Origin of the sequence: Prosthecobacter sp. (assembly GCF_044222565.1) — a bacterium.
Lineage (GTDB): Bacteria > Verrucomicrobiota > Verrucomicrobiia > Verrucomicrobiales > Verrucomicrobiaceae > Prosthecobacter.
Window position 1 is genome coordinate 19,821 of the sequence record NZ_JBGANA010000011.1, and the last position, 20,601, is coordinate 40,421.

The 20,601-nt window shown below is 60.4% G+C and carries 16 protein-coding genes and 2 tRNA genes; 12 read left to right on the forward strand and 6 right to left on the reverse strand.

Annotation, left to right across the window (positions count from 1 at the left end; all coding sequences use genetic code 11):
- Positions 1–891: 891 nt before the first annotated feature.
- Positions 892–2,247 (reverse strand): VWA domain-containing protein, encoded by a 1,356-nt coding sequence (locus ACILSR_RS17000; RefSeq protein WP_395750990.1) that lies wholly within the window; start codon positions 2,245–2,247, stop codon positions 892–894.
- Between the two features lie 17 nt (positions 2,248–2,264).
- Positions 2,265–2,711 (reverse strand): thioredoxin family protein, encoded by a 447-nt coding sequence (locus tag ACILSR_RS17005; protein WP_395750991.1) that lies wholly within the window; start codon positions 2,709–2,711, stop codon positions 2,265–2,267.
- Between the two features lie 287 nt (positions 2,712–2,998).
- On the opposite strand from ACILSR_RS17005, the gene ACILSR_RS17010 reads away from it, so the two are divergent.
- From ACILSR_RS17010 to ACILSR_RS17065, 12 genes are all read left to right on the forward strand, one after another.
- Positions 2,999–3,073, forward strand: a tRNA-Thr gene (locus tag ACILSR_RS17010).
- Positions 3,074–3,148: 75 nt separating this feature from the next.
- Positions 3,149–4,333: an elongation factor Tu gene (tuf, locus tag ACILSR_RS17015; protein WP_395750992.1), complete on the forward strand. Its 1,185-nt coding sequence runs from the start codon at positions 3,149–3,151 to the stop codon at positions 4,331–4,333.
- A 157-nt stretch (positions 4,334–4,490) separates the two neighbouring features.
- A tRNA-Trp gene (locus ACILSR_RS17020) sits at positions 4,491–4,566 on the forward strand.
- Between the two features lie 42 nt (positions 4,567–4,608).
- Positions 4,609–4,827 (forward strand): preprotein translocase subunit SecE, encoded by a 219-nt coding sequence (locus tag ACILSR_RS17025; protein WP_395750993.1) that lies wholly within the window; start codon positions 4,609–4,611, stop codon positions 4,825–4,827.
- Positions 4,828–4,864: 37 nt separating this feature from the next.
- On the forward strand, positions 4,865–5,434 hold the full coding sequence (gene nusG, locus ACILSR_RS17030; RefSeq protein ID WP_395750994.1) for a transcription termination/antitermination protein NusG: 570 nt from the start codon (positions 4,865–4,867) through the stop codon (positions 5,432–5,434).
- 57 nt (positions 5,435–5,491) lie between these two features.
- Positions 5,492–5,917: a 50S ribosomal protein L11 gene (gene rplK / locus ACILSR_RS17035; protein ID WP_395750995.1), complete on the forward strand. Its 426-nt coding sequence runs from the start codon at positions 5,492–5,494 to the stop codon at positions 5,915–5,917.
- Between the two features lie 53 nt (positions 5,918–5,970).
- Positions 5,971–6,669 (forward strand): 50S ribosomal protein L1, encoded by a 699-nt coding sequence (gene rplA, locus ACILSR_RS17040; RefSeq protein ID WP_395750996.1) that lies wholly within the window; start codon positions 5,971–5,973, stop codon positions 6,667–6,669.
- 19 nt (positions 6,670–6,688) lie between these two features.
- Positions 6,689–7,234, forward strand: coding sequence for a 50S ribosomal protein L10 (rplJ, locus tag ACILSR_RS17045; RefSeq protein ID WP_395750997.1), 546 nt, complete (start codon positions 6,689–6,691; stop codon positions 7,232–7,234).
- 130 nt (positions 7,235–7,364) lie between these two features.
- On the forward strand, positions 7,365–7,742 hold the full coding sequence (gene rplL, locus ACILSR_RS17050; protein ID WP_395750998.1) for a 50S ribosomal protein L7/L12: 378 nt from the start codon (positions 7,365–7,367) through the stop codon (positions 7,740–7,742).
- A 382-nt stretch (positions 7,743–8,124) separates the two neighbouring features.
- Positions 8,125–11,985 (forward strand): DNA-directed RNA polymerase subunit beta, encoded by a 3,861-nt coding sequence (gene rpoB / locus ACILSR_RS17055; RefSeq protein WP_395750999.1) that lies wholly within the window; start codon positions 8,125–8,127, stop codon positions 11,983–11,985.
- 54 nt (positions 11,986–12,039) lie between these two features.
- The gene (gene rpoC / locus ACILSR_RS17060; protein WP_395751000.1) at positions 12,040–16,179 is read left to right on the forward strand and encodes a DNA-directed RNA polymerase subunit beta'; all 4,140 of its coding nucleotides are present in this window, start codon (positions 12,040–12,042) and stop codon (positions 16,177–16,179) included.
- A 160-nt stretch (positions 16,180–16,339) separates the two neighbouring features.
- Positions 16,340–16,570, forward strand: a complete 231-nt coding sequence (locus ACILSR_RS17065; RefSeq protein ID WP_395751001.1) for a CsbD family protein — start codon at positions 16,340–16,342, stop codon at positions 16,568–16,570.
- A 169-nt stretch (positions 16,571–16,739) separates the two neighbouring features.
- On the opposite strand, the gene ACILSR_RS17070 is transcribed toward ACILSR_RS17065, so the two are convergent.
- From ACILSR_RS17070 to ACILSR_RS17085, 4 genes are all read right to left on the reverse strand, one after another.
- Entirely contained in the window at positions 16,740–17,474 is a 735-nt protein-coding gene (locus ACILSR_RS17070; protein ID WP_395751002.1) for a phosphodiester glycosidase family protein, read from the reverse strand.
- Between the two features lie 131 nt (positions 17,475–17,605).
- A complete protein-coding gene (locus tag ACILSR_RS17075; RefSeq protein WP_395751003.1) occupies positions 17,606–18,205 on the reverse strand; it encodes a non-canonical purine NTP pyrophosphatase in 600 nt (199 codons plus the stop codon).
- A 107-nt stretch (positions 18,206–18,312) separates the two neighbouring features.
- Complete coding sequence (locus ACILSR_RS17080) at positions 18,313–19,248, reverse strand: CNNM domain-containing protein (protein ID WP_395751004.1); 936 nt, start codon at positions 19,246–19,248, stop codon at positions 18,313–18,315.
- Between the two features lie 14 nt (positions 19,249–19,262).
- Entirely contained in the window at positions 19,263–20,525 is a 1,263-nt protein-coding gene (locus tag ACILSR_RS17085; protein ID WP_395751005.1) for a CNNM domain-containing protein, read from the reverse strand.
- Positions 20,526–20,601: the final 76 nt, after the last annotated feature.

The following is a 20,601-nucleotide window of genomic DNA, read 5'->3' on the forward strand; positions in this document are numbered from 1 at the left end:
CCGAGTTTCCACGCCTAAGCACGGCAACTTGGCAACTTTGGCCCTCAGGGCTGCATGTCACCCAGGGGTGGCTTCATTCTTGGCTGCCGCTGAGTTTCTTGATCTCAGCGAAGGCGTGGGCCAGGGCTCCTGCTTTAGCAGGCATACAGAGTCTGTAATAATCTTCGGACTAAATTCTGTCGGCAATATTAATCCCGAAGTGACTGGGCCTGCCATTCATCATGCAGGGCGGCGAGGGACTGGATCTCAGTGTGCATGGGGGCAGGGACGCCAGAGATGGAAGGAGATGCCACGGGAAAGGCGGGGAAAGTTGGGTGGCTGTGGCAGGTGGGGGAGACGATGTTGTATATGTTTCTCCACACCCCTGCTGGTTGCCGGTTGCCACAGCGAAAATATAGGGTGGGCAACCGGCAACCGAGGCGCTGAGGCTGGTTCGGGGGCGTGCTGAAAGTGGCTTTGGAGCGAAGTGAACGCCACCAGAGGCGCATGGAGTCGGAGGGCTGCTGGTGTTGCTGATGTTTCTCCTGAACTGGCAGACCACACGGATGTTGCCCCGGTGCATTCGTTTGGTCTTCGCCTTGAGGTGCTCCCAGCGGGTGGGTGTTGGTGGGAACCACGGCAACTTGCGGACGAGAAAAAGTTGCCGCAGAGGGGGGCGCTTGAGGGTAAAAAAATGTTATTTATTGCTGCTTATTACCATGAAATGCCACGTGGTGCGCTTCGTTGCGCAGGTTCCATAGCGTGTGGCGAGGCGAGTTGCCGAGTTGCCGTGCTTAGGCGTGGAAACTCGGCAACTTCGGACAGCGGGGCGGTATGACGCTCCACCGCGGCCCTGAATTGAGGGAGGAGGACAGCCTGCGGAGCGCCGTGATCGAGATGAACAGGCTTTTCTCACGGCGGCACCGTAAACGTCCCGCCGCAGGTGGTGGCGATCTGATTCAGCAGGGAAGGGGCGTCGTTGCCGGGGATGGATTCTTCGCCGATGCTGATGGTGTGGATGCGCACTTTGAACTGGGCGAAGATGCGCTGGGCGTAGTCGAGCACCTGGAGCGGGGTGCCATCGCTGGGCTGGCCGTCGCTGAGGAAGTAAATGGCGTCGATGCCGCCCTCCGGGAGCATGCGGGTGAGGGCGTGGTTGAGCACTTCGCACATGGGGGTGCCGCCGCCTGCCTGAATGCGCTCCACAAACTGTACGGCCTGCCGGTGGTTCTTTTCGTCGTTCACCGCCATGCCTTTGGCGGGAAAACAGGAGTCCACCTGGGAGCCGAAGGTGAGAATGCCGTAGCGCAGCCCGGCGGGCTTGTTCTGCAGGGCGGTGAGGAGGTTCTGCATCTGCGCCTTGAGCCTGCCGATGCGGTCGTCCCGCGTCATGCTGCCGCTGACGTCCAAGATGAAGAGGGCGCCTTTGCTGCGGATTTCCAGGCCATAAAAGGAGGCCATGTTGTTTATCACGACATCACCATCCAGCGGCTTGAGCAGCTTCTGGGTTTTGAGGAATTCGGCGTAGTCGCTGCGGGCGAGCATCTTCCACGGGATGTTGGCACCCTGCTCGGCGATCCAGGCTTTCCACTTGTCCGGGTCGTCGGCGAAGTCCTGGCCGGTGAGCTGATACAGCGAGCAGTGGACGGCCTCGCCGATGGTTTCGTCATTCAGCCGGGGCACGAGGGCTTCCAGCGCTGCGGGGCTGCGCATGCCGCCCAGGGCCTCGGCTGCGCAGGCGCGAATGACGTGCGGCGTGGCGGGGTCCAGCAACTCCGCCACGCGGGCCACGACGACGTCTGGATTGTCCTGGAAGCCACCCAGGGCGCGTGCTGCCAGGGCGATGCGGCCGGGGTCCTTCACGCTGGAAAGCGGAGCCTTGGCCTGGCTCAGGATGTTCCAGAAGTAGGTGCGGGCCTCCCTCAGGTGAATGCCTGAAAAGAACATCAGCTCGTCGTCGTCGCAGCTGGGGTGTTTCACCAGCCAGTCCACCAGGGCTTTGCGTCCGTCTCCCGCAGGCCAGGTGGCGACGATCTCGGCCAGGCGCAGCTTGATGCCGATGCCGGTGCGCTTGTCACTGATGAGGGAAAGAACAGCCTCCCCGGCCTGTTTGTGCGCGTGCAGATCCTTCAGCGGCGCCAGTGCTTCCTGAATGCCGTTGCGGGCGTTTTTGACGATGCCCTTCAGCAGCGCGCCCGGGTCCTCCGCCGCATGCAGGCATGGTGCCGCCAGAGCGAGCGCCATGCAGCATGAAACGAGCGTACGCATCTGCCGGGAAGGGCGGGTTATTTGGCCTCGGTCTTGGGCTTGCCCACTTTGGCTTCCAGCTTGCTCAGCAGTTCCGGGTCATAGCCCACGAAGCGCGCGGCCTCCTTGCCATCGCTGTCCAGAAGCACGATGGTGGGGTAGCCGTTGACGTTGTATTTTTTTCCGAGTTCCTTGTTCTGCGCTTCCGTTTTCTTGGGCAGGGAAGTGTTTTTGGGGAAGTCCAGCTCCACCAGGACGAGATTGGCCTTGGCGAATTTTTTGAAGGCGGGCTTGGAGAAGACATCGGCGTCCAGCTTCATGCAGTAGCCGCACCAGTCGGACCCGGTGAAGTCCAGCAGGACCATTTTTTTGGTCTCTTTGGCCTTGGCGAGAGATTTTTCAAAGTCGTCGTCCCAGCCAGTCTTGGCGGGCAGGGAAGTGGCAATGAGGAGGAGGCTCAGTGCGGAGAGCAGCCATGTTTTCATAGGGATTAAGATGGGGTGGATATGGGAACGGCGCAGTATGAGCTTTCCAGACAGGCCGCCAAGCCTAAACTTCGTGGCGAAGAAGCTGCGGACGGCGTAAAAAAGCCGATTCTTTCCAAAAGAAGGCAAATAGTCTTTGACAGTGATCCCTACCCCCTTACTATCGACTCACTTTTTCGGAAAAAACCGGGGTGTACTGTCTCCTGACGCCAGTCTTGGAGGCTTTTCATATCCCGGTTTTCTTGTCGAAAGAGGAGGAGGTTTCTCACGAAGCCGCCGCCGGTTACGCTGTTATAGCTCAGTGGTAGAGCACGTCCTTGGTAAGGACGAGGTCGAGGGTTCAAGTCCCTCTAACAGCTCCAGCGGCAGTACGTGGGGATCTTCGAAACACGACAAACGAACCAGTCCCAAGCGCACCCCCTCAACTAACTCCACCCATGGCTAAAGAAGCATTCCAACGCAACAAGCCGCACGTCAACATCGGCACGATTGGCCACGTTGACCACGGCAAGACCACCCTGACCGCCGCCATCACGACCGTCCTTTCCAAGAAGGGCTTCGCTCAGGCACGTGCATATGACCAGATCGACGCAGCTCCTGAAGAAAAGGAACGCGGCATCACGATCAACACCGCCCACGTGGAGTATGAGACCGACAAGCGCCACTACGCGCACGTTGACTGCCCCGGACACGCTGACTATGTGAAGAACATGATCACCGGCGCCGCCCAGATGGACGGTGGCATCCTCGTCGTTTCCGCCGCTGACGGCCCAATGCCCCAGACCCGTGAGCACATCCTGCTCGCCCGTCAGGTCGGCGTTCCCGCCCTCGTGGTGTTCATGAACAAGGTGGACATGGTGGACGATCCAGAACTCCTCGACCTCGTGGAGATGGAAGTTCGCGACCTCCTTTCCAAGTACGACTTCCCAGGCGACGACATCCCGATCGTCAAGGGTTCCGCCCTCAAGGCCCTCGAAGGCGACGCTGAGCACGAAGCCAACATCCTGAAGCTCATGGACGCTGTCGACAGCTACATCCCGCTTCCAGAGCGTCCGATCGACAAGGACTTCCTCATGCCCGTTGAAGACGTGTTCGCGATCGAAGGTCGTGGTACCGTCTGCACCGGCCGTGTCGAGCGTGGCATCATCAAGAAGATGTCCGAAGTCGAAATCGTCGGCATCCGCCCAACCGTCAAGACCACCGTCACCGACATCGAAATGTTCCGCAAGCTGCTCGACGAAGGTCGTGCAGGCGACAACGTCGGCCTTCTGCTTCGCGGCACGAAGAAGAACGACATCGAGCGCGGTCAGGTCATCGCCAAGGTGGGTTCCGTGACTCCTCACAAGAAGTTCACCGCCGAGGTGTACGTTCTTTCCAAGGACGAAGGCGGCCGCCACACCCCCTTCTTCAACAACTACCGCCCGCAGTTCTACTTCCGCACCACGGACGTGACCGGCAGCGTGAAGCTTCCAGAAGGCGTGGAAATGGTGATGCCTGGTGACAACGTCTCGATCGAAGTCGAGCTGATCACCCCGATCGCCATGGAAAAGACCATCCGCTTCGCCATCCGTGAAGGTGGCAAGACCGTGGGTGCTGGCCGCGTCGCCAACATCCTCGACTAGTCCGCTTTGTTCGTTTGTCTCGAATCCCCGCCGGGTCTGGCGCACAGGCCCGGCGGTGATTTCGTCTCCCAGCCAAGCCGGGAGATAAAAGAGGCGGCGGACTTGCCAAAGTTAATTCATCCGTTATCCATTCCGGGAAGCTTTTCTTCGCTTACACAGGTCAGTAGCTCAATTGGTAGAGTAGCGGTCTCCAAAACCGTCGGTTGGGGGTTCGAGTCCCTCCTGGCCTGCCAGCGAAAATCCCGGAAACATCCGCAGAAAACGAAACGCTTCACATGAGTCGCATCCGCAAATACATCAGCGAGGTCACCCTGGAACTCAAGAAGGCCACGTGGCCATGGGACCCCAAGGAGAAGGGCTTTGCCAAATACCGCGAACTGAATGAATCCACAGTGGTGGTCTTCATCGCGATGATCCTCCTCGGAGGCTTCGTGGCAGCGTTTGACATCAGTTTCAAGTGGGCCTTTGAGGCCGCGCAGAAGCTGGGCATGTAATTTTCGTTTTCCCCCAACCCCTTTTTTCCGAATCCTTATGGGAGCCATCCCCTCACCCCGCGACCAGTGGTTCGTCATCCACGTCCGCTCCGGCCTTGAACAGAAGGTCCGTGACAGCATGCTCCGCCGCATAGAGAAAGAGGAGATGGGGGATTATGTTTACCAGGTCCTCGTTCCGATGGAGCGCGTGGCCGAAGTGAAAAAGGGCAAGCGTTCCGAAAGCAACCGCAAGTTCTTCCCCGGCTACGTCATCGCCAACTGCCACCTCCTTGACGAACACAACCGTCTGGTGGACAAGACCTGGTATTTTGTGAAGGAAACCGACGGCGTACTCAACTTTGCCGGCACCAAGGATCACCCCATCCCGATGCGTGCCAAGGAAGTGGAGGCCATGCTGGCCCAGGTCGGAGACAAGTCCGAAGGCGCCGTGCCCAAGATCGCCTTCAGCCTCGGTGACACGGTGCGTGTGGCCGACGGTCCCTTCGAGAGCCAGAACGGCATCGTCGAAGAGATCGATCCGGAACGCGGCGTGCTGCGCGTCTCGGTCAATATTTTCGGACGCTCCACCCCGGTCGATCTCGAATACTGGCAGGTCGAGAAGGCGTAAGCCGCCCCGCCACCGCCCCCCTGAATCTCAACACAAGCAAGCAAGGAACCCAAAGACATGGCCAAGGAAATCATCAAACTCATCAAGCTCCAGATCAAAGCTGGTGCCGCCAACCCCGCACCGCCCATCGGCCCTGCTCTCGGTCAGGCCGGTGTGAACATCATGGCCTTCTGCAAGGAGTTCAACGCCGCCACTTCGAAGGCTGGTGGTGACGTCCTGCCGACCGTGATCACGGTGTACAAGGACAAGAGCTTCACCTTCATCACGAAGCAGCCCCCTGCCTCCAACATTCTCAAGAAGGTGGCGAACATCGCCAGCGGCTCCAAGGAAGCCAACAAGGTCAAGGTGGCCAAAATCACCAAGGCCCAGCTGCTGGAAGCCACCAAGCTGAAGATCGCCGACCTCAACACCCCCAATCTCGAGATGGCCTCCCGCATCATGGCAGGCACCGCCCGTCAGATGGGCATCGACATCATCGACTAATCCCCCAACCCAAGCAGGAGAACGTCACAGTTCGCCACCACTGCACACCCACCATGCAAAAGAGAAGCAAACGTTACAAGAAAGCAGCCGAGATGGTTCCGGCAGGCAAGGCATTCACGCTTGAAGAAGCGGCCGAACTCCTGCGCAAACTCCCTGGCACCAAGTTCAACCAGACCGTCACCCTGTCTTTCCGCATGGGTGTGGATCCGAAGAAGAGCGACCAGATGGTCCGCGGTACCTGCCCCCTGCCTCACGGCTCCGGCAAGACGGTGCGCGTGGCTGTGTTCGCCCAGGGTTCCGCCGCTGACGCCGCCAAGGCCGCCGGTGCTGACATCGTTGGCAACGAAGACCTCATCGCCAAGGTGAAGGACGGCTTCCTCGACTTCGACGTCGCCATCGCCACTCCGGCCGCGATGAATGAAGTGCGCAAACTCGGTAAACAGCTCGGACCTCGTGGCTTGATGCCCAATCCTCGTACGGGTACCGTCACCGAAGACACCGCAGCCGCGGTCAAGGCAGTCAAGGCCGGCCGTGCTGACTTCAAGCTCGACAAGAACGGCAACATCGCCTCCTCCGTCGGCAAGGCCTCCTTCGAAGTGGCCCAGATCGCTGAAAACGCCACCTCGCTGATCGAAGCCGTGGTGCGCGCCAAGCCCGCCTCCGCCCGTGGCCGCTACGTGGAGACCATCACCCTCGCCGCCACCATGTCGCCTGCGCTCCGCATCGATGTGTCGAAGTACGTCAAACTCTAATTTATAGAAGCACTGTATCATGAAAGAACTCAAAACATTGCTCATTGATGACCTTCTGAAGCGGGTCAATGCCTCCCCCTACCTGTTCGTGGTGGACTACACCGGCCTGAAGGTCGACAAGTTCGCCGAGCTGCGCAAGCGCCTCAGCGTGGTCGGATCTGAGATTCACGTCTTCAAAAACAACCTGGTGAAGAAGGCTGCTGAAAAGGCCGGCTATCCTGGTGAACTTGGCGACCACCTCACCGGCCAGAGCGCCTTCGTGACGGGTGCCAAGGACGTCTTCGGCGCGGCCAAGATTCTCAAGAATTTCCAGGCCGAGTTCGAAAAGCCGGTGATGAAAGTTGGCGTCCTCGACGGCAACCTTCTGGACACCGCCGCCATCAAGGTCCTTGCCGATCTGCCTTCCCGTGAAGTGCTGCTCGCCCAGCTCCTCGGTGTGCTCCAGGCTCCGGCTTCCGCCCTCGCCCGCGTGCTCAAGGCCAAGGCCGACAAGGAAGGCGCTCCTGCTGAAGAAGCCGCCCCGGCTGCCGCTGAAGCTGCTGCTCCTGCTGAACAACCCGCGTAAAACCCCATTTGATTAGATGGCCCGTCACACGGCCTGAATACCCCAACACCCAATGGTTCCTCGCCGGAGCAAAAGCTTTTGCTCTTAATTTATCCGCAGCTGCGGACCGCGGCGATACCGACAAAATACTATGGCTGACCTGAATAAAATCGTTGAAGAACTGAGCACGCTTACCGTCCTGGAAGTTGCCGAACTTGTGAAATCCCTCGAAACGAAGTGGGGCGTTAGCGCCGCTGCTCCTGTTGCTGCTGCAAGCAGCTCTGGTGGTCCTGCCGCACCTGCCGCAGAAGAAAAGACCGAGTTCGATGTCATCCTGACCGACGCCGGCTCCAACAAGATCGGCGTCATCAAAGAAGTCCGCGGCGTTGTTCCCGGCCTTGGCCTTGCAGAAGCGAAGAAGCTTGTCGAAAGCGCTCCGCAGACCCTCAAGGAAGGCGTCAAGAAGGAAGAAGCCGAAGAGATCAAGAAGAAGATGGAGGCCGCTGGCGCCAAAGTCACGATCAAGTAGTCTCTGGTTCCTCCTGCTCTTTGCCGCGTGGCGCCTGCGTTCATCCGCAGCGCCGCGCGGTCAGGAGCCTCAAGTTAGTGTTAGTTTCAATCCCCCGTTCGTTTCGATCCATCGCATGCCCGCTACCGCCCGTGATTCCCGCCTGAACCTCCGCAGCAAGAGCTACGGTTCCGGGACACCTCGCGAAGTGGGGCATGCTTCATTCCATTTTCATGGCCAGAATCCCGGCTCACCCCTGGATTCCGGCTGCTTCGTTTTCGCGACAAGCGTATGCATTGCCGGGCTGGCCGCCTGACTTTGCTGCATTTGTTGCTTCGCGGAACTCACTCTTCCGCATCCCGTGCCACCGCCCATCGCCCCCTAACCGCCTCATCACTGCCTTATGTCCCAGCGCACCAACTTTGGCAAAATCCACGAAGTCGCCGAGCCGCCAAATCTCATCGAGATCCAGCTCCGCTCATACGAGGAATTTCTCCAGAAAAACATCCTGCCCTCGAAGCGCAAGGACCTCGGTCTCCAGGCCGTGTTCCGGGAAGTCTTCCCGATCACCAGCTATGATGAAAAAATGACGCTGGATTTCGTCATGTACGAAATCGGCGAGCCAAAGCTCAGCTCTCTCGAAGCCATCCACGAGGCCGAGACCTACAGCGCCCCCCTTTACGTGACCTATGAGCTCAAAGACGAGCAGGGTGCGAAGCAGGAACGTGTGTACATGGGTGAAATCCCCCTCATGACGGTGCGCGGCACCTTCGTCATCAATGGCGCCGAGCGTGTGGTCGTCTCCCAGCTCCACCGCTCCCCCGGCATCTGCTTTGAAACCAGCCAGCACCTCAACGGCCGCTGGCTCCATGGCTTCCGCATCATCCCTGACCGCGGCACCTGGCTGGAAGTGCAGTTCGACACGAACGACCTCCTCTACGTCTATCTGGACCGCCGCCGCCGCCGCCGCAAGTTCCTGGCCACCACGCTCCTGCGCGTGATCGGCTTCCCAGGCGATGAGGACATCCTCAAGCTCTTCTACGAAATCCAGGACCTCAAGCTCAAGGACAGCATCTCCGAAGAAGAGATCGCCACGAAGATCCTCTTCAAGGACATCCTCGACGGCGAGCTCATCGTGGCCCGTGCCTACGAGCCGCTGACTTCCGGTGTGGTGCGCCAGCTTATGCAGCTGGGCCACAAGTCCATCAAGGTCGTCACCGCCTCCCCGGACGATCTCCTCATCACCTCCCTGCGCAAAGACACCGCCAAGGATGAAGACGAGGCCCTCAAGGAAATCTACCGCCGTCTGCGTCCGGGAGATCCGCCCACCACGCCAAATGCACGCGCGCTGGTGAAGCGCCTGTTCTTTGATCCCAAGCGTTATGACCTCACTCGCGTGGGCCGCTACAAGATCAACCAGAAGCTCGGCCTCAAGATCGACACTGAAATGCGCATCCTCACCGCCGAGGACGTCATTTCCGCTCTGCGCTACCTCTTCCACCTGCGTGAAGGCCAGGGCATCCTCGATGATATCGACCATCTCGGCAGCCGCCGTGTGCGCGCCGTGGGCGAACTCCTCGCCAACCAGTGCCGCGTGGGCCTGTCCCGCACCGAGCGTCTGGTGAAGGAGCGCATGACCCTGTTTGACGTGAACATGGACACCATGACTCCCGCCAAGCTCGTCAATCCGAAGGCGCTTTCCGCCGTCGTGCGTGACTTCTTCGGCCGCAGCCAGCTTTCCCAGTTCATGGACCAGATCAACCCTCTGGCTGAGCTGACTCACAAGCGCCGTCTGTCCGCACTCGGGCCTGGCGGTCTGAACCGTGACCGTGCCGGCTTCGAAGTGCGTGACGTTCATCCGTCCCACTACGGCCGTATCTGCCCGATTGAGACTCCTGAAGGTCCGAACATCGGTCTGATCAACTCCCTCGGCTCCTATGCCCGCATCAACGAATTCGGCTTCATTGAGACGCCGTACCGCCCGGTGAAGGACGGCGCTGTGGCCGACAAGATCGACTACCTCACCGCTGATCAGGAAGAGAAGCACTACATTGCCCAGTCGAACAATCCGATCGACGAAAACGGCCGCTTCAAAGGCGCCAAGGTGACCGTGCGTTACCGCGGCGACTTCATCGAAGTCGAGCCCGCCATGGTCACGCTCATGGACGTGTCTCCCAAGCAGCTCGTCTCCGTGGCTGCCGCGCTGATTCCGTTCCTCGAGCACGATGACGCCAACCGCGCTCTGATGGGTTCAAACATGCAGCGCCAGGGCGTGCCTCTCCTCGAAGGTGAGTCTCCGCTCGTCGGCACCGGCATGGAAGGCAAGGCCGCCCGCGACTCCCGCTCCGTGATCGTTGCAGACGCCAACGGCACCGTCGCTGCCGCGACTGCCGACGTCATCATCGTTTCCAAGGATGGCAACCTCCCCGTCAAGGACGACAAGTTCCTGGAGAATCCGCTCAAGTCTGTTCAGACAGACGAAGAGAAGGGCATCCACGTTTATCCGCTGCGCAAGTTTGGCCGCTCCAACGCCGGCACCTGCATCAACCAGAAGCCTCTGGTGAAGCGCGGTCAGAAGATCAAGAAGGGCGATGTCATCGCCGACGGTCCTTGCACAGACCAGGGCGAGCTTGCCATCGGCAAGAACATGCTCGTGGCCTTCATGCCATGGAACGGTTACAACTTCGAAGACGCCATCACCATCAGCCGCCGCGTGGTCAAGGAGGACATCTACACCTCCATCCACATCGAAGACTTCGAAGTCATCGCACGTGACACCAAGCTCGGGCCTGAAGAAATCACACGAGACATCCCGAACGTCGGTGATGAAGCGCTGAAGAACCTCGACGCCCAGGGCGTCGTGCGCATCGGTGCTGAAGTGAAGCCCGGGGACATCCTCGTCGGCAAGATCACTCCGAAGTCCGAAACCGAACTCGCCCCTGAAGAGCGCCTCCTGCGCGCCATCTTCGGTGAGAAGGCCGCTGACGTGAAGGACACCTCCCTGCGCGTGCCTTCCGGCTGCACCGGCATCATCATGGACGTCCGCATCGCCCAGCGCGGCGCGGGTTCTGACTCCGAGAAGGAGAAGCTCTCCCCCTCCGAGTACAAGAAGCACATCAAGCAGATCGAAGAAGACTATCGTGCGAAGAAGGAAGACCTGACCGAGCAGCTCACCGAGCGCCTGTCCGACATCCTTCTCAACGAGAAGATCCCGCTCGACATCGTGAACGGTCAGACTGGCGAGCCTCTCGTGGGCGCGAACAAGAAGATCACCAAGACGATGCTGCGCCACGTGGCCGAAAGCTACGACACCATCGAAATCGACCCGAGCCCGATCCGTAACAAGATCTTCGACATCATCCAGACCTTTGAACAGAAGTTCAGCGATGCCGACATGGAACGTGAGCGCAACCTCGACAAGATCGAGTCCAGCGAAGACACCGCCGACAGCGGCGTGGTCAAGCAGGTGCGCGTCTTCCTGGCCTCCAAGCGCAAGCTTTCGGTGGGTGACAAGATGGCCGGCCGCCACGGCAACAAGGGCATCGTCGCCAACATCGTCCCTGAAGAAGACATGCCGTTCCTCGAAAACGGCTGCCCGGTGGACATCGTGCTCAATCCTCTCGGCGTGCCTTCCCGAATGAACGTCGGTCAGGTGCTTGAAACCCACCTCGGCCTCGCCGCCAAGGCTCTGGGCATGAAGATCGCCACCCCGGTGTTCGACGGTATTCCTGAGACCAAGATCATGGAGTACATCAAGGACGCCAAGAAGGTCCCTGGTTACGAATGGATGGGCCTCAACGGCAAGTCGAAGCTCTTCGACGGCCGCACAGGTGACTCCTTCAGCCTCGATGTCGTCGTCGGCTATATCTACATGCTGAAGCTGAACCACCTTGTCGCCGACAAGATCCACGCCCGTGCGGTCGGACCTTACTCGCTCGTCACGCAGCAGCCTCTGGGTGGTAAAGCCCAATACGGCGGCCAGCGCTTCGGGGAAATGGAAGTGTGGGCGCTCGAAGCCTACGGCGCCGCCTTCACGCTGCAGGAACTCCTCACCGTCAAGTCTGACGATGTGCAGGGCCGCACGCGCATCTATGAGCAGATCGTCAAAGGTGACCACGCCCTGGAAGCCGGCACGCCTGAGTCCTTCAACGTGCTCATCAAGGAAATGCAATCCCTCGGTCTGGACGTCAAGGTGCACAAACGCGCCGGCGCCAATGCCGACGCGGAAGCTCTCGACGGCTTCGTCTCCACGGTGGGTGCCTAACCTGCCTTCCCCTAGAAACCCAGCGCATAAACCTGCCACCCATCTCCACACATCATGAATGCTGACGCGAGCTTGAAAGAAATCTTCGGGGAACCTCAACACGGCGAGGAGTTCGACTATGTGTCGATCTGCATCGCCTCGGCGGACCGCACCCGCTCCTGGTCCTCCGGCGAAGTTAAGAATCCAGAAACCATCAACTACCGTACGTTCAAGCCGGAAAAGGGCGGCCTTTTCTGCGAGCGTATCTTTGGACCCACCCGTGACTGGGAGTGCGCCTGCGGCAAGTACAAGCGCATCAAGCACAAGGGCGTCGTCTGCGACCGCTGCGGCGTCGAAGTGACTCTCTCCCGCGTTCGTCGCGAGCGCATGGGCCACATCGAGCTCGCTGTGCCGGTGACGCACATCTGGTTCTACAAGTGCATGCCTTCCCGCATCGGCCTCATGCTCGACATGACCGCCCGTTCGCTGGAGCGCGTGATCTACTATGAAGACTACATGGTCATCGATCCAGGCAGCACGCCGCTTCAGCGCGGCCAGCTCCTGACCGAAGTGGACCTTCGTGAAGCTGAAGAGCAGTACGGTGCGGACGCCTTCCGCGTTGGCATGGGCGCCCAGGCCATCCGCGACATCTTCGCCCAGATCAATCTGGCCGAAGTGACCAAGGAACTCGAAGAGGCGATGACCAAGACGCGCTCCAAGCAGATCCGCAAGAAGCTCGCCAAGCGTCTCAAGCTCTGCCAGGGCTTTGCCGAAAGCCACAGCCGTCCCGAATGGATGATCCTGGAAGTGCTTCCGGTCATCCCGCCAGACCTGCGTCCTCTCGTTCCTCTCGAAGGCGGCCGCTTTGCCACCTCCGACTTGAACGACCTGTATCGTCGCGTCATCAACCGCAACAACCGACTCAAGAACCTCCTTCAGCTCCGCACGCCGGATGTCATCATCCGCAACGAAAAGCGCATGCTGCAGGAAGCTGTGGACGCCCTGTTCGACAACGGCCGCCATGGCCGCCCTGTGACCGGCGCAGGCAATCGTCCGCTGAAGTCCATGTCCGACATGCTCAAGGGCAAGTCCGGCCGCTTCCGTCAGAACCTTCTCGGCAAGCGCGTCGACTACTCCGGCCGTTCTGTCATCGTTATCGGTCCTGACCTCAACCTGAACCAGTGCGGTCTTCCCAAGAAGATGGCGCTCGTGCTGTTCGAACCCTTCATCATCCGCCGTCTCAAGGAGATGGGCCTGGTGCACACCGTGCGCTCTGCGAAGAAGATGATCGAACGCCGCACGCCGGAAGTGTGGGACATTTTGGACGAAGTGACCAAGGGACACCCGGTTCTCCTGAACCGCGCTCCGACGCTGCACCGTCTTTCCATCCAGGCTTTCGAACCGAAGCTCATCGAAGGTGAGGCCATCCGCGTGCATCCCCTCGTTTGTACGGCCTACAACGCCGACTTCGACGGTGACCAGATGGCCGTGCACGTGCCGCTTTCCATCGAAGCTCAGATGGAGGCCCGCCTGCTCATGCTTGCGCCGAACAACCTGTTCAGCCCTGCCAGCGGCAAGCCGGTGATGAACCCCTCCCAGGACATTCCCCTGGGCTGCTACTTCCTCACCTACCTGCGCGAGTTCCCAAGCCACGAGAAAGCCAAGAAGGGCGATGTGGAAGGCCGCGTGCCTCTCTTCAACGACGCTTCCGAAGTCGAGTTCGCCATCTCTGAAGGCGGCCTGACCGTGAATGACAAGGTCCGTTTCCGCAATCCTGACTACAACCATGGCGGGCCGAAACGTCCGTATGGAGATCCTACCAAGGCGGTGATCGACACCACTGCGGGCCGTATTCTCTTCAATGAGATCTGGCCTGAAGGCCTCGGCTTCATCAACACCACCGTCGGCAAGAAGCAGGTGTCTGACATCATCTGGCGCTGCTTCCAGACCTTTGGCCAGAAGGAAACCGTTTACGCGCTGGACCGCCTCAAGCAGCTCGGCTTCCGCGAAGCGACGCGTTCCGGCTGCTCCATCGGCATCACGGACATGGTCATTCCGACCGCCAAGGCCGGTGGCCTTGAGAACGCCTACAAGCAGATCGAAGAAATCGAGAAGCAGTACCGCCGTGGTATTATCACCAATGGTGAGCGCTATCAGAAGATCATCGACATCTGGACGCAGGTGGGTGAAATCGTCGCTGACGAGCTCTTCCGCACGCTGGAATACAACGAGGGCAAAAAGCACCACAATCCGCTCTACGTCATGGTGAACTCGGGCGCCCGAGGCAACCGTACGCAGATCAAGCAGCTTGCCGGCATGCGCGGTCTGATGGCCAAGCCTTCCGGTGAGATCATCGAGCGTCCGATCACCTCGAACTTCCGTGAAGGTCTGAGCGTGCTCGAATACTTCATCTCCACCCACGGTGCTCGTAAGGGTCTGGCAGACACCGCCCTTAAGACCGCTGACTCCGGTTACATGACCCGCAAGCTTGTGGACGTGTCCCAGGACGTCATCGTCACTGAGGAAGACTGCGGCACCGTCAACGGCATCACGCTGTCCTCCATCTACCAGGGCGACGAAGAAATCGTCGATCTCAAGACCCGCGTCTATGGTCGCGTGTCCTGCGAAACGATCCACGATCCCGTGGACAAGAGCGTCATCATCAAGGCCGGCCAGCTCGCTTCTGAGAAGGAAGCCGCCCACCTTGCGAAGATCGGTGTGGAGAAGCTCAAGATCCGCTCCGTGCTCACTTGCGAAAGCAAGCGCGGCTGCTGCTCGAAGTGCTACGGCCTGCATCTGGCCACGCACCGCATGGCACGCATCGGCGAGGCCGTCGGCATCGTCGCCGCGCAGTCCATCGGCGAGCCCGGAACGCAGCTCACCATGCGTACGTTCCACGTGGGTGGTGCCGCCACCAGCCACTTCAAGCAGCCCTTCATCAACGTCAAAAACGCTGGTACCGTCAAATACACCGACATGCGTGCGGTGCAGACCACGGAAGGCACCTGGATCGCCCTCACCAAGAATGGCGTGCTCTCCATCCATGACGACGACGGTCGCGAACTCGAAAGCCACAAGCTGGTCACGGGTGCCGTCATCGCCGTCGAAGACGGTGGCAAGGTCAAGAAGGGCCAGCAGGTCGTCACCTGGGATCCGTATAACGTGCCAATTATCACCGAGAAGGCTGGTAAGCTGGAGTTCCGCGACATGATCTCGGGCATCACCATCACCAAGGAAGTCAACCAGAGCACCGGCAACGAAGAAACCGTTGTGATCGAGCACAAGGAAGACCTCCACCCGCAGGTGGTCGTGGTGAATCCGAAGACCCACGAAGTCCTCGCCAGCTACACCATTCCAGCCGGCGCTCACTTGAGCGTGAAGAACAACGAGAAGGTCGAAGCTGGTACCACCATCGCCAAGACGCCTCGCAAGGCCTCCAAGACGAAGGACATCACCGGTGGTCTTCCCCGTGTGGCCGAACTCTTCGAAGCCCGCAAGCCGAAGGACGCGTGCGAAATCGCCCGTATCGACGGTGTGGTTGAAATCGGCGGCCTGGTCCGTGGCAAGCGCCGCGTGATCGTGACCGACGGCAAGACCGGCCAGCAGGAAGAACATCTCATCCCCCGCAGCAAGCACATCTTGCTCTTCAACGGCGACCACGTCAGCAAAGGCGACCAGATCACTGAAGGTCCAGTCGTTCCGCATGACCTCCTGGAAATCCTTGGCCCGCAGGCTCTTCGTGAGCACCTGGTCAATGAAGTGCAGGAAGTGTACCGTGCGCAGGGTGTGGAAATCAACGACAAGCACGTTGAGATCATCATCCGTCAGATGCTGCGCAAGGTGAAGGTCACCGACACGGGCGACACCGAGTTCCTCTGGGGCGACCAGATCGACCGCGGCGAGTTCGAGAAGGAAAACGCCCGCGTGTCCGAAGAGGGTGGCAAGCCTGCGGAAGCAGAGCCTGTGCTCCTCGGCATCACGAAGGCCTCCATCGAAACCGAGTCCTTCATCTCGGCCGCTTCCTTCCAGGACACCACCCGTGTGCTCACCGAAGCCGCCACCCTTGCCAAGTCCGACCTCCTGCGCGGCTTCAAGGAAAACGTCATCATGGGCCATCTCATCCCGGCCGGCACCGGCTTCATCAGCAACCGCAACTTCGAACTCCACGAAACCGAGCGCCCTGCGCTTCCCGCCGTGGACGAAGACGCTGCGTAAGCCAGAGCCTTCGAAGCAAACACTCACCCGCCTCCTTCGGTGCAAGCCGTCGGAGGCGGTTTTGCGTACAGCGCTGAGGGGTTTCTTTAGTCCCGGTTCAGGCATCCGCCTCAGGGCATCGAGGCGAATATTAGTTTAGTAAACTTAACCATTCCTCGCCATGAACACCATCTTAATCCGAGCCGGCTGGAACATCCTCAAGGGCAAGCTCAAGCAGAATGTGGCCTTGCTCACCGGTGACGATCTGGAATTCAAAGAAGGCAAGACGGAAGAATTCCTCGGCCGCATCCAAAAGAAGACCGGCGAGAAGCGCGCCGCGATCAAGCGGGCCAAACGCGAGTGCGAGGAACTGCGGCTGCAGATTGGGCTGCCTTTCAGGAGTTGTCATTGAGCACGGGGAGTGGACCTCTGGGCGTAGGTTGGGCGTGTTTGTCGTCCAAGGCGTTATGATGCTTCGTCGGTTACTCCGACAAAACCGCCCGACTGCGAGGACTGCCGTACGCCGCAGTGCTTGCGGCACGCTGAAAGACGGAAAAAAATTAATGCTCTAACTCCACCCCTCACCTCGGCACAATGCCAAGATAATTCCGCACCGTGCTCCAGCCGGGATCAGCGTGCTCCACGCCATCGGCGGTGCGGTAATAAAGCGCTGAGGAGTGGCCGCCGTCGAGATTGAGGGCGCGGTGGATGTGGAAGCCGTCGGGGAAAGGGGCGGCGGCGAGAGCGTCGGCGAGTTCGCCGAGGCTGGTGCTTTGGGCGATGCCGAGGATCCAGCGGTGTCCGCCATCGTTGGCGATGAAGGTGCGGGTGGTCTGCTTGCTGCGTTCGAGGCTTGGCACGGCCCGTCCGCCATCCACGAGGCGCGGACCGGCCTGCAGGAGGTGCTGTGCATTGCTGGCATCCTGCACTTCGGCATTCCAGAGAAGCTGGGGCTGATGATGCACGACGATGGCACCGGAGAGCAGCTTGTTCGTCTGCCAGGCGCCGGTCTTATGACCTTCTGCAATCATGAGGCCCATGGGGGTGAACTGCGGGGTGAAGAAACCGCCATTGACGCCCGCTGCGGCATTCACACTGCGCATGCGTTCGCTGATTTTTCCGCCACCGGACCAGTCCTGGGGCTGGTCGATCACCTGCAGGGAGTAGCTGCGGCTGTCGAAAAGGACGAACTGCAGAGCGATGGAGCGTCCGCCCAGATGGATGGTTTGCACGACCAGCGAAGCACCGCCGATGAGGGGCTTTCCGGCGCTGCTCGTTGCAGGTGGCCCGAGGGCTGCGGGAGCGGTTGCGGGCACTTCATCCCACGAAGGGTATCGTGGCGCGAGATCGTGCGGCGTGTCCTGTGGAGCATCTTGTGCGGGAGGGGGCGGGTGCGCGCAACTGGCGAGCAAGAGTGCCGCAATGAACGCAGGAAGGCGCAGGCGCATCAGGCCAGGGAGGCGAGTTGTTCCTTCATGGCTTCCAAAGCGCGGGCGCGATGGCTGAGCTGGTTCTTGGTTTCGGCGGACAGAACACCGAAGGAGTCGCTGAAGCCCTCAGGAACAAACAGCGCATCGTAGCCAAAACCACCTGCGCCTTGCTCCTCCGTGAGGAGATGGCCTTCCACGCTGGCCTGCGTGATGTGCAGCACTGCGCCGTCGCGGGCGAGCACCATGCAGCACTGGAAGCGGCCGGAGAAGGGAGCGGTTTGCTCCAGCTTGCTGAGTTCTGCTTTGAGTTTCGCGCGATTGTCCGCGGCATTGGCCGTTTCTCCGGCATAGCGTGCGCTGCGCACACCAGGATGGCCGCCCAGCGCATCCACTTCGAGACCGGAGTCATCCGCCAGCACCAGCATGCCGGGCACGCCACGGCTGCCGCTCACGGCTTTGATGATGGCGTTGGCTTCAAAGGTGTCTCCGGTTTCTTCATCGAGCGTCACACCGGGATGGGCACGCAGATCCTGAACCTGCCACGCTTCGCCGAGAATGGCGGCGACTTCTTCAGTCTTGTGGGCGTTGGAGGTGGCGAAGACGAGTTTTGGAACCATCTATGACTTATGATTTACGATTTATGATTTGGGAAGTCTGATTTCGAAGGCGGCTTGGCCGTCTGGGAAATCATCAATCACAAATCGTAAATCATAAATGGATCGCTTCACCGCATCAGCGGCTCCAGCAGTCTTTCTTCCGTGATCAGACCTGCGGGCTGCTGGCGTTCATCGAGCACGACTGCGAGGCGACGGCCGGATTTGCGCAGGCGCTGAAGGGTCTGCATGGCTGGGAGGCTGGCGGGAATGGCATCCAGCGTGCGCATGTGGTGGCGGACGAGGCGGTCCGGGGGAAGAATGGCTGGGAGGTCGGTGGTGTCCAGCAGGCCGATGAAGCTTCCATTGTCTCCCAGCACGGGGAGCAGGGTGCAGTTCTGCTCGCGGGCCACGATGAGCGCGGTGCTCAGCGGGATCTCCGCGGCGAGGGCGACGCTGCGCGCCAGCGGCTGCATCACATCCGCGGTGCGCAGCTTCTTGTAGTCGAGCACGCGTTCAATGAGGTGCGTGGCATTGGGGGAGAGCTGGTGCTGCCGGGCCAGTTCCTGCGCCAGAGCTTTGAGGTCGTCGCGGCCACGAGTCTGGCGTGCCTCGCTGGGCACCTCGCTGGCATCGGTCGTTTGTTTCCGCGCCATCATGCGGAACAGCGGACGCGCCAGACCCACCAGATGAACGAGAGGAGAAACGCTGCGCAAAGAGCGGAAGGGGTAGCTGCGAAAAATTTTCTTCGGCATGACCTCCAGGCCGATGAGAAACACCGGCAGCGCCAGGGAGAATGCCAGCACATAGCCCCACAGGCTGGCATGGCGGATGACGGGAAAGGCCACCAGCAAAAACGCGGTCAGATTGGTGAGGTGATTGGCCACGGTGATGCAGCCGATGAGCGCATCGCGGTCCTCCAGCAGGGGCAGCAGCCCACGGGCACGGCGGTCTCCGCCGCTGGCGGCGTGGCGCACACGCACACGGCTCACCGCCATGACCGCGCTCTCCAATCCGGAGAGCATGAAGGAGAGGGCGAGGCAGAGAATGAGCAGGAGCCAGGTCATGCGGAAGGGGAGATTCAGACGTCAGCGGCGTCCGCGGTGGGCTTGGGTTTGAGGCGCAGTTCGACCTCCTGAATGCGGGCGCGCACGATACGGCGCACCTTGATGTCAGCATCGTCAATGGAGATGCGCTCGCCGGGCTTCGGCACGTGGCCGAGCTGATTGAAGACCAGGCCGCCGATGGTGTCGATGCCGTCGGCGTGGAGCTCCACGCCCAGCTCCTCCCGGATGTGATCCAGCCGCGTGCCGCCATCGAGCAGGAACCGGCCGTTGCCCAGATCCCGGATTTCCGTGGTCTCACCGTGCCATGGTGCGGCCTCATACAGCAGCCAGTCGGCGATCTCACGGCGGGTGATCATGCCTTCCAGACCCCCGTATTCATCGGCAATGAGCACCGGCTGTTCGCCGCCCTGCAGGTGGTGCTCCAGCGCTTCGAGCACGGGCATGGTTTCCGGTACAAAGGCGGGCGTGCGCATGAGGGTGCGCCACTCGGGGCGGTTGGCCAGCTTCCAGGCGGCGGTGTCCAGCACGCCTTCCACGGAGTCGGGCGTCTCACCATACACGATGACAAAGCGGCTCGCGGATTTTTCCAAAATGGCGGTGATCTTCTGCGGCGGATCCTCGCTGCTCATGAGGGCCAGGTCCACGCGCGGGATCATGCAGTCGCGCACGGTGAGGGCCTCAATGTCCAGTGCTTCGTGGATCATGGCGCTTTCATCGTTGTCCAGCAGGCCCTGCTCCTGCCGCATTTCCACCAGCGTCTCAAATTCATCCCGCGTCACAGGCATGCGCGCCTTGATGTGGCGGGTGACGAATTTCTGCAGCAGCAGGTCGGTGGTGCGGTCGACAAGGGTGGCCAGGGGGTCAAGAACGTTGCGCAGCGGATGCAGCAGACGCAGGCTGCCGAGCAGAACCACGGAGGGATTGCGGGCGGCGAAAAATTTTGGGGCCATGTCTCCTAGCAGGACGGTTGCCAAGAATATCACGGATGAAGTGAGCCACGCATTCCACCCCAGCGCGCGCAGCGGACCGGTGACAATCCACAGACCCAGCGCCGCGAGGGCGAGGTTCAGCGCGGCGGAGAGCAGCAGGGTGTGGTGCAGCTGCGCAAAGGGATTGGCCGTGATGGCGCGCAGCTTTCTGGCCACCGCCCCCTCGCCGGCGGCGAGCAGCTGCGCCTCCATGTCCCGCGCGCTGTGGATGGCCGTTTCCGTGGCGGAAATGACCGCGAGCAGCAGGAGCAGTGCGAGGTAGAGAAGGGAGGCAACAAACAGGGACATCGAGGGAGACAGCTCAGTGAGGGAGGTGCAGAGCCGGGGGTCAAGGTGAATTACATACCACCATGCAGGTTCGTTC

What these genes read in the sequence shown, in the direction of transcription:
- rplK (WP_395750995.1), top strand. Translation starts at nt 5,492, where the DNA reads ATGGCCAAGGAAATCATCAAACTCATCAAGCTCCAGATCAAAGCTGGT.
- tuf (WP_395750992.1), top strand. Translation starts at nt 3,149, where the DNA reads ATGGCTAAAGAAGCATTCCAACGCAACAAGCCGCACGTCAACATCGGC.
- ACILSR_RS17065 (WP_395751001.1), top strand. Translation starts at nt 16,340, where the DNA reads ATGAACACCATCTTAATCCGAGCCGGCTGGAACATCCTCAAGGGCAAG.
- rpoB (WP_395750999.1), top strand. Translation starts at nt 8,125, where the DNA reads ATGTCCCAGCGCACCAACTTTGGCAAAATCCACGAAGTCGCCGAGCCG.
- ACILSR_RS17075 (WP_395751003.1), bottom strand. Translation starts at nt 18,205, where the DNA reads ATGGTTCCAAAACTCGTCTTCGCCACCTCCAACGCCCACAAGACTGAA.
- ACILSR_RS17080 (WP_395751004.1), bottom strand. Translation starts at nt 19,248, where the DNA reads ATGACCTGGCTCCTGCTCATTCTCTGCCTCGCCCTCTCCTTCATGCTC.
- rplA (WP_395750996.1), top strand. Translation starts at nt 5,971, where the DNA reads ATGCAAAAGAGAAGCAAACGTTACAAGAAAGCAGCCGAGATGGTTCCG.
- ACILSR_RS17000 (WP_395750990.1), bottom strand. Translation starts at nt 2,247, where the DNA reads ATGCGTACGCTCGTTTCATGCTGCATGGCGCTCGCTCTGGCGGCACCA.
- ACILSR_RS17005 (WP_395750991.1), bottom strand. Translation starts at nt 2,711, where the DNA reads ATGAAAACATGGCTGCTCTCCGCACTGAGCCTCCTCCTCATTGCCACT.
- ACILSR_RS17085 (WP_395751005.1), bottom strand. Translation starts at nt 20,525, where the DNA reads ATGTCCCTGTTTGTTGCCTCCCTTCTCTACCTCGCACTGCTCCTGCTG.
- rplL (WP_395750998.1), top strand. Translation starts at nt 7,365, where the DNA reads ATGGCTGACCTGAATAAAATCGTTGAAGAACTGAGCACGCTTACCGTC.
- ACILSR_RS17025 (WP_395750993.1), top strand. Translation starts at nt 4,609, where the DNA reads ATGAGTCGCATCCGCAAATACATCAGCGAGGTCACCCTGGAACTCAAG.
- rplJ (WP_395750997.1), top strand. Translation starts at nt 6,689, where the DNA reads ATGAAAGAACTCAAAACATTGCTCATTGATGACCTTCTGAAGCGGGTC.
- nusG (WP_395750994.1), top strand. Translation starts at nt 4,865, where the DNA reads ATGGGAGCCATCCCCTCACCCCGCGACCAGTGGTTCGTCATCCACGTC.
- rpoC (WP_395751000.1), top strand. Translation starts at nt 12,040, where the DNA reads ATGAATGCTGACGCGAGCTTGAAAGAAATCTTCGGGGAACCTCAACAC.